Genomic DNA, 7988 nt, shown 5'->3' with positions numbered 1-7988 from the left:
GATCTTGTCATTACGTTTACGTTAAAGTCTGTGTCAACTTCAAGTGCTCCAAGTAGTACAAAGTCCAATGTGTTTACTGCAGGTGTTGGATTATTTGGGTTCGCATAGTCAGATGCTGAGATTTCGAAGTGTTTTTCGTTTTCTCTTATTGATCTTACTGCATCAAGGTCAAAACTTTGTGTGTCCATTAGCCCGTCTACATAGCCTTCTTCTAACATCTTTACCATGTATCCAGTTATTCCACCAAGTGCCATTGATGCTCTTGTGCCATCTTCTTTCATCTTGTCAAATAGAAGTCTTGCTACTGCAAGTGTTGAACCTGCTGCTCCTGTTTGGAAAGTAAATCCATCTTTATATAGTCCAGATGCCATTATTGCTTTTACTGCATTTTGTGCAATTAATAGGTCACGTGGGTTGTCGTTAAATCTTATTGATCCTGATACGATTCCTGTTGGGTCGCCGATTTGGTCAACTTTAACTACATAGTCAACATATTTCATGCCGATTGATGCAGGAAGGTTAGGGAAAGGTACTAGATTATCAGTAATTGCGATTACGCAGTTAGCATACTGTGCATCTACCATTCCATATCCCAGTGAACCACAAGCTGATGCGCCTGTTCGTCCGTTTATATTTCCAAATTCGTCGCAAGATGGTGCTGCTAAAAATGCTACGTCGATTTTTAGTTCTCCATCTTCAATTGCTCTTGCACGTCCGCCGTGACTTCTAATTATTGCTGGAGTTTTTAATATTCCATTTGATATTTCTTCTCCAAGTTTTCCACGAAGTCCTGATGATTGGATTCCAGTTATTGTGCCATCTTTGATGTATGGAATGATGTGGTCGTGGCAAGGTGAAAGTGATGATGGTGCAAGTGTCAAATCTTTTATTCCCATTTCATGAATAACGTCAAATACTTTATTTAGTACATAGTCTCCGTTTCTCATGTGGTGGTGGAATGATATTGTCATTCCATCTTTTAGGCCAGATTTTTTAATTGCTTCTTCTATTGATGATAGAAGTTTTGTTTCATCTCTTTGTCCGTATCTAATTTTTGCTCCAGTTTTTTGTTCTTTTCTAAGGTATTTGCCCTCTCCTTTAAAAGGAACTAGCTCGCCAATACCTGGAAGACTTTCAGGTATCTTTCTACCAACTGAATTCGTATTATAATTCATCAATATCTTCCTCCTTCAAAATTCCTGAAGCAATTGCAAGGTCAAGTATCCTCCTAGCCCTCACAATTATAGGTCCGTCTACCATCTTTCCGTCAACAGATATTACACCAGAGCCTCTTCTTTCTGCTTCTTTTGCTCCTGCAATTATTCTCATAGATTTTCTAATATCTTTTTCTGTTGGCGTATAAACTTCATTAACTACTGCTATTTGTTTAGGGTGAATGACAGATTTTCCGTCAAATCCAAGGTCCTTTATAAACTGAACTTCTTCTCTAAACTGCTCCATATCGTCTAGATTAGAATTTACTGTGTCAAAACATGCAATTCCTGCACTTCTTGCTGCTAGTACGATTTGGCTTCTTGCTGCAAAAAGTTCCATGCCGTGAGTTGATCTTGTTGTCTTTAGATTAGTTACATAGTCTTCTGCTCCAAGTGCGATACCCATCATTCTTGGTGACGCGTGTGCAATTTCAATGGCATTTACTACACCATTTGCACTTTCAATTGCCGCCATCATTAGAGTTTCGCCCTCGCGGCCAATTTCTTTTTCTACTCTTGTTATTATTTCGTCTACGTCTTTGATGTCCTGTGCGTTATCTGTTTTTGGAAGTCTTATTACGTCAACTCCTGCGCGCACAACTGCTTCAATATCTTTTTCGCCAAGTCCAGTGTCAAGTCCGTTAATTCTAACAACAGTCTCAACATCGCCGTAGTCGATTGTTTTAAGTGCGTGATAAACGAGCATTCTAGCTGCGTCTTTTTGGTTAATTGAAACTGCATCTTCAAGGTCTATCATAATGGAATCAGGTTTATAGATATGAGCATCTGTTAACATTCCAGGGTTGTTGCCTGGAAGAAACATCATGGTTCTTCTAAGTCTTTCTTTCATTAGATCCACCTCATTTCGTCAGTTTCACAAGCTCTCCCAATGGCAGTTTTTACTCTTGCCATTATTACATAGTCAAGTGCTCCCTTATCCACAGCTTTTACATTTGCGTCCTTGATGTCATAACTTTTTAGTGTTTCTCTAATTACTTTTTCAATTTGTTTTCCAAATTGTTTTTTTACGCTACTTTCTAAATCAATGTTAATTCCTTTACCTTCGCTTAGAGTAATCATTATATCGTTTGATTCTAAAGTTCCGGCAATAGCTTCTTTTTTAATTTGCAATTTCTGCCTCCTTCATCAACCTACATTAAAAGTCCAAATAGTATTGAACCGATTACTAGAATAATACCTCCACCTAGTCTTGATGATAATTGTGCATAAGAGATAAGTCCCATTCTGTCTGCTGCTCCTAGAACTGCAAGGTCTCCTGAACCACCTCTGTTTGCCATACATAGTCCTGCTGTAACTGCTGCATCGATTGGGTAGAATCCAACCATTCTTCCAATAATAGCTGAACCAAATATTGCCCCAACAACGATTAGTAGAGCCATTACTACATTACCTAGAGTGATTGCTGCAAATAGTTCTGCAAGAGATGTATCTGCACCAACACCAACCATTATTACTAAAATCATATTCTTAGTAAAGAATTTTTGAACGTCTTTTGCTGCTCTTCTTAGAGATGCTGGAATTATTCCTGTTCCGTTTGCAATAGCTACAAATAGAATCATCCATGCGAATGTGTGAATTGGAACAGATGGAACAATTTTATCCCAAACAAGGTCTGAGAAGATTTTTCCTAATTGATAGAATGTAAGTGCAAGTAGAATTGCGCCGCAGTAATCAATTATAGAAATTTTTACAGTGTCTGCTTCGTCTTCATCTGATATAATTTCGCTTGCGTCTCTTAAAAGAGTTGATTTATCTCCAGTTAGATTTGGCTTTGAATTACCAATATTGTTTAGGATTGCACCAGCAATAATTGCGAAGATATTTGCAATTGTAAGAATTGAAATTGCAAATCCGTAGTAGTTTGATGCTGCATCTCCTGTAACTCTTTCATAGATTTGGCTTAGTGGCACAGCTCCTGCTCCGTTTCCTCCACCCATGATAGGAAGAACGTATTTTAAAACTGTGTTAGCTGGGCTAACTCCAAAGATAAGTCCACCAAGGATTCCAAGTATTGCTGCACCAATTACCCCACCAAGAATTGTTGGAAGGTATCCAGCAAATGATTTAAGCATTAGGTCTCTATTAAGCCCTAAGATTGAACCTGTGATAAGCATGATGATAAATAAGTTCAAGAAGTTCATAGGTTTAGAGTTTACGCTGTCGATTAATGCTACATAATCTTCTGGGATTAAATTAAAATACACAAGTACAGCTGTTCCTAAGAACGCCATCAAAATTCCGCCACCAATGTATTTGTTCCAAATTGGAATTCTTTCTCCTATTTCATAGAAAATAATACCAATAACTAACATTAGTGCAAAACCGCCTGCCAAGTCTTGTGACAGGATGCCCATTTGTGTTGCAAATATAATGATTACTGAAATAATCAGTAACATCGGCAACTCAAGACCAAAATATTTCTTTTTCATTTTTCTCCTCCTTATTATTAAAGAAATTTATCACTAAACCCCATATTTGTTAGCTAAAAAAGTCTTAGCAACTTCTGGGAAAAGTGCATATGTTAGTACATCTTCCTCGCTTCTTGCAAGGCCTGAAGCTTCGTTTCTATAGAAGTCAAGTTTTGGCTCAAGGTGGTTTGCTGGTCTATCTGTAATTACAACGTCATCGCCTATTATTGATCTTCTAAATGTTTCGTCAATTTCTACAGGGCTCTTTCCATAGTTTCCTCTCAAGTAATCCTTGATTTCGTTAGGAACCATCTTATATCTTTGTCCCATAATTATATTAAATGCAGATTGTGTTCCAACCATTTGACTCATTGGAGTTACAAGAGGTGGATATCCAAGTTCTTTTCTAACTCTTGGCACTTCAGCTAACACTTCGTTAAATTTGTCGATTTGTTTTAGAGCTGTAAGTTGATTGTATAAGTTAGAAAGCATTCCACCTGGCACTTGATAAATTAGTCCCTTTGGATCTTCTGTAAGCATCTTTACAGGAAGTGTGCCATCTTGAATGTATTTATCTTTAACTTGTTGGAAATACTGTGCAAGTTCTTCCAATACATCTATTTTAAGTGGTGAGTAATATCCCTTTTCTTCAACTATCATGTGCATGGTTTCTGTTGGTGGATGTGATGTTCCTCCCGCAAATGGAGAGATTGCCGTATCCACAATGTCAACTCCAGCCTCAATTGCCTTAACAAGTGTAGTTGTTCCAAGTCCTGTTGTTGAGTGAGAGTGAATTGCTAGAGGAATATTCGTCTTCTTTCTTATATTTCTAACAAGTTCATATGCTTCGTATGGTCTTAAAATTCCAGCCATGTCCTTAATTGCTATGGAATCTGCTCCCATTTCTTCCACATCACATGCGAGTTTTGTGTAGTATTCAACTGTGTGAACATCAGAAATTGTGTAGCAAAGTGCAACTTGTGCCTCTGCTCCATATTTTTTAGTTGCAGCAATTGATGTTTCTAGATTTCTAAGGTCATTAAGTGCATCGAATATTCTAACAATGTCGACACCGTTTTTTATTGAAAGTTCAATAAATTTTTCTACAACATCGTCGGGATAGTTTTTGTAACCTAGAAGGTTTTGTCCCCTTAAAAGCATTTGTGTCTTTGTGTTTTTAAGACTCGCCTTTATGTTTCTAATTCTCTCCCATGGGTCTTCGTTTAAGAATCTGATACATGAGTCAAAAGTTGCTCCACCCCAACATTCAACTGAGCTGTAACCTGCACGGTCAATTAAATCAAGTGCTCCTTCAAAGTCGGAGTATTTCATTCTTGTCGCCATCAAAGATTGATGAGCGTCACGAAGAACTGTTTCTGTAAAATCAATCCTCTTTTTCATGTTTTCTCTCCAATAATCTTTTAGTTTCTATAATTAAATCTTCATATTTATGACTATTCATTCGCATGCAGTATTTTGCACTGTTATCGCAGATTAGACATTTCCTGTTTGGATATCCCAAGCTGTCGCGACTTATCTGATTCATATCTTTATCGAATACATCTATATCAAGAAGTCTAGCCTCCTTCTTCGACTCCTCAAGAGAAGCCATGAGTTTTTTAACCTTTGTCGCATCTTCATCTACTACGAAAAAGCACTCGTCTCCAGTAACTTTTTCCCTAAACTGCCTGTGTAAGATTTTTATGTCTTCATCTTTTAAAATTTTATCTATTATTTCTATATATCTTTTTTGAAACTTCTTCGTGAGTTCTGTGCTCTTTATTTCTCCTGGAATATTTAGCATAAATGAAATGAGTGTAGCCTTATACTTTTCTGCCAAGTACTTCTCATGATTAAACCTCGACTCCTTTGCTTCTAGGAGCCTATCAATTTCAGCTATTTTCTTGTAGTCCATGGATAATCCTCTGTCCTTCAGGTGTCTTAAGAGCCTGCCAAGTTACATCGGGAACAAGTTTTTTCGCCTCATCTAGTTTATTTTCACTTAGAAGTTTTCTGACTGTACTTGCAGAAATTATCTCGCCTTCTTCTTTAAATCTTTCTATCTCAACGAGATTTACTCCATACTTTGGCAAGATTTCTTTCATCTTTTTGTTGTAGTCGGCCGTCACCACATCGCTTTTTTCTGTTCCAACGAACCTCGTCTTTATGTTCATTGCCTGTGCGAAGTATTTTCCAAAAATTGTGATATCAAGCTTTGTGTACGCCTCAATTATTACTTTCGAATCCTTGTAAAAATAAGTAGGAAATGTATTTCGTGAAATTATATAGTCGTTTGACTTTATGACTTCTACATTTTCTAAGCTCTCGCATGCTTTTTTTACGATGTCGTATCTAAATTCAAAAGGAAATACAGACTTATCTTCTGAAACAACAAAGACGAATAACTTTTCGACTCTACTTGCTGCCTCTTCTATTAATTTAAAATGTCCCCAAGTCATTGGATTTGCATTTACAACTATTACTCCTGATGGCACGTCGTTTTTTAAGTCATCTAAGATTTTGTAGAGATTTTCGATTTTGTTGTCGAGTAGAACAACCTCCTCTACCTTTGCCACAGTTTCAAACCCAAAGTCCTTAAATATCCTTTCGTTGTCTGGCTTTGTGAAAATAAATAAATGCTTTCTATCCATTGAGTAGGCCTTTTCAAGTAACTTTGTGATTATAGTATTTGAAAGAGCCATGCCCTGATAATTTGGATCAACGGCAAAACATTTGAGCACATTTTCTGAAAGGGAACCTGTTGCGATTATCTTTCCATCATCTTCTGCAATCACTGTGTAGTCAACATCGCGCTCGAGTTTAAGGTCAAATTTATCTAAGAATTCTTCTATATCTTTTTTGTCCAGTGTTGGAATTGCATCTCTATAACTAATCATAATTCCTCCAAAAAATACAAATACAAAGTGAGTATCAAGTAATCTGCCGAGCCTCCAGGACTCAAATTTCTTTTGACAAACTCCCTGTTTAAAGAGTGTATGTATCTTCGTCCCTTATCTGTATTCATAAGACCTAGCTCAATTGAAATCTTTGCAGACTCCTTTGCATAAATTAAACCCAAAAGTCCTCCTCTTTTTATGAGGTTTGAATCTTCCAAAACTTCCATAAAGTGCATTAGCGTATTCACAACTGCGTCATTAATGGAAGAGGTCTTTAAATATTTTTTTAAACTGTAAAGTCCAATGTCCCTTGCCTTTTCAAAACCTTCTTCTGCCTCTTCGCGAACTCCCTTTAGTCCATACTTTGTATATTGACGTCCTCCTGCTGTATCGAGGTTTTTATCGAGTTCTTTTGTAACTCCTTTTGCAAGAAGTTTTACTCTATCTATTACAGAGTCTGTACTTAGGTTATTTTTTCTGTACTCTATTCCAGTTGCGTATACCAAAAGGCCAAGAGAAAAAATTATGCCCTTATGAGTATTGACACCATTTGTTGCCGCATACATCTTTTTTTCGCAGGCCTTTCCAAGTTCTCTTAGCTCGTCAAAATCATCTTTCATGTAATTTTTAAGACCCAAGTTAAAGGCATCTCTAAAGTAGTCACTAATTGCAACAGAACTATTCACAAAAGTAAAGTAGTTCATGTCCGTGTGAGAACCCGAATTTACAATGTCCACAAGACCCGGCTTGGGATATGCCGAAACTTCCATTATGAGAGCTTTAAAAGCAATTCTTGAAATAATTTCACCGTTTATCATATTAAATAACCTCAATATAATTATATCCTTTCAAAGCCTCTTATAAAGTAAATTAAACCCATTTTTCCATACTGCTTTTCAATAACTAATATAGGTAAAACTTATATCCAATATTTTATCAATTGAAATGTCTCATTTGCGTTTATAAGCATACTGTCAACATATTGCCTTTAAATTAGACCTAGTGATATTTTACCCACTACAACGATTTATTATGCGCAGATATTGTATACTTTTAGTACAAAAATTAAATCATTTTGAAAATTAAAATTTATATTAAGAAGATTTAGTATCGACTAGAAAATATTATTTCATCTAGAGATTTCATTTAATTTAGCTAAAAATTTTAAAATTTAAATAATTACTTGCAATAAAAAACTCTGCAAAATCATGCAGAGTAAAAAATTATATAGTTTTATCAAAATCGCGTGCGAAGTGCTTTTTAATCTCGTTAATAAAAACCTGACTCGCCTGAGATTTATAAATATTTGGAATAGTTAAAATTGTGAGAAGCCAAGAATTTTCCTTTGTGCCCATGAGCTCATACGTGTCGTAGTCCTTGCTCTTTATAAAATCAAGATAGCTTCTCGGAGTAAGAGTAAGACCCATGCCATTTGCGGCAAGTCTCTT

The 7988-nt window shown here is 36.3% G+C and carries 9 protein-coding genes; all 9 read right to left on the bottom strand.

From position 1 onward, the window contains the following. A partial coding sequence (gene citF, locus ACOX6R_RS06465) for a citrate lyase subunit alpha (RefSeq protein ID WP_433448466.1) occupies positions 1-1175 on the bottom strand: 1175 nt, incomplete at its 3' end. Next, positions 1165-2064 carry a citrate (pro-3S)-lyase subunit beta gene (gene citE, locus ACOX6R_RS06460; RefSeq protein WP_433448464.1) on the bottom strand — a complete coding sequence of 300 codons (900 nt, stop codon included), beginning with the start codon at positions 2062-2064 and terminating at the stop codon, positions 1165-1167. The genes citF and citE, both read right to left, overlap by 11 nt. Continuing rightward, complete coding sequence (citD, locus tag ACOX6R_RS06455) at positions 2064-2345, bottom strand: citrate lyase acyl carrier protein (protein WP_433448462.1); 282 nt, start codon at positions 2343-2345, stop codon at positions 2064-2066. The genes citE and citD overlap by 1 nt, the downstream gene beginning before the upstream one ends. A gap of 20 nt (positions 2346-2365) precedes the next feature. Then, the gene (locus ACOX6R_RS06450) at positions 2366-3664 is read right to left on the bottom strand and encodes a 2-hydroxycarboxylate transporter family protein (RefSeq protein WP_433448460.1); all 1299 of its coding nucleotides are present in this window, start codon (positions 3662-3664) and stop codon (positions 2366-2368) included. A gap of 33 nt (positions 3665-3697) precedes the next feature. Continuing rightward, on the bottom strand, positions 3698-5044 hold the full coding sequence (locus tag ACOX6R_RS06445) for a pyruvate carboxylase subunit B (RefSeq protein ID WP_433448458.1): 1347 nt from the start codon (positions 5042-5044) through the stop codon (positions 3698-3700). Next, positions 5028-5558 (bottom strand): citrate lyase holo-[acyl-carrier protein] synthase, encoded by a 531-nt coding sequence (citX, locus tag ACOX6R_RS06440; protein ID WP_433448456.1) that lies wholly within the window; start codon positions 5556-5558, stop codon positions 5028-5030. The genes ACOX6R_RS06445 and citX overlap by 17 nt, the downstream gene beginning before the upstream one ends. Further along, complete coding sequence (gene citC, locus ACOX6R_RS06435; RefSeq protein WP_433448454.1) at positions 5536-6540, bottom strand: [citrate (pro-3S)-lyase] ligase; 1005 nt, start codon at positions 6538-6540, stop codon at positions 5536-5538. Before citC ends, citX begins: the two co-directional genes overlap by 23 nt. Next, a complete protein-coding gene (gene citG / locus ACOX6R_RS06430) occupies positions 6537-7358 on the bottom strand; it encodes a triphosphoribosyl-dephospho-CoA synthase CitG (protein ID WP_433448452.1) in 822 nt (273 codons plus the stop codon). The genes citC and citG overlap by 4 nt, the downstream gene beginning before the upstream one ends. A 405-nt stretch (positions 7359-7763) precedes the next feature. After that, a partial coding sequence (locus tag ACOX6R_RS06425) for a hypothetical protein (RefSeq protein WP_433448450.1) occupies positions 7764-7988 on the bottom strand: 225 nt, incomplete at its 5' end.

Origin of the sequence: Peptoniphilus sp. (genome assembly GCF_050943655.1) — a bacterium.
In the GTDB taxonomy this organism is placed as follows: domain Bacteria; phylum Bacillota; class Clostridia; order Tissierellales; family Peptoniphilaceae; genus Peptoniphilus_A.
The sequence above is the reverse complement of the archived record's forward strand: the minus strand, read 5'-3'. Positions and strand labels throughout refer to the sequence as shown.

Bases quoted from the DNA above. Each gene is read 5' to 3' on its own strand.
- citE (WP_433448464.1), bottom strand. From the start codon at position 2,064: ATGAAAGAAAGACTTAGAAGAACCATGATGTTTCTTCCAGGCAACAAC.
- ACOX6R_RS06450 (WP_433448460.1), bottom strand. From the start codon at position 3,664: ATGAAAAAGAAATATTTTGGTCTTGAGTTGCCGATGTTACTGATTATT.
- ACOX6R_RS06445 (WP_433448458.1), bottom strand. From the start codon at position 5,044: ATGAAAAAGAGGATTGATTTTACAGAAACAGTTCTTCGTGACGCTCAT.
- citX (WP_433448456.1), bottom strand. From the start codon at position 5,558: ATGGACTACAAGAAAATAGCTGAAATTGATAGGCTCCTAGAAGCAAAG.
- citC (WP_433448454.1), bottom strand. From the start codon at position 6,540: ATGATTAGTTATAGAGATGCAATTCCAACACTGGACAAAAAAGATATA.
- citG (WP_433448452.1), bottom strand. From the start codon at position 7,358: ATGATAAACGGTGAAATTATTTCAAGAATTGCTTTTAAAGCTCTCATA.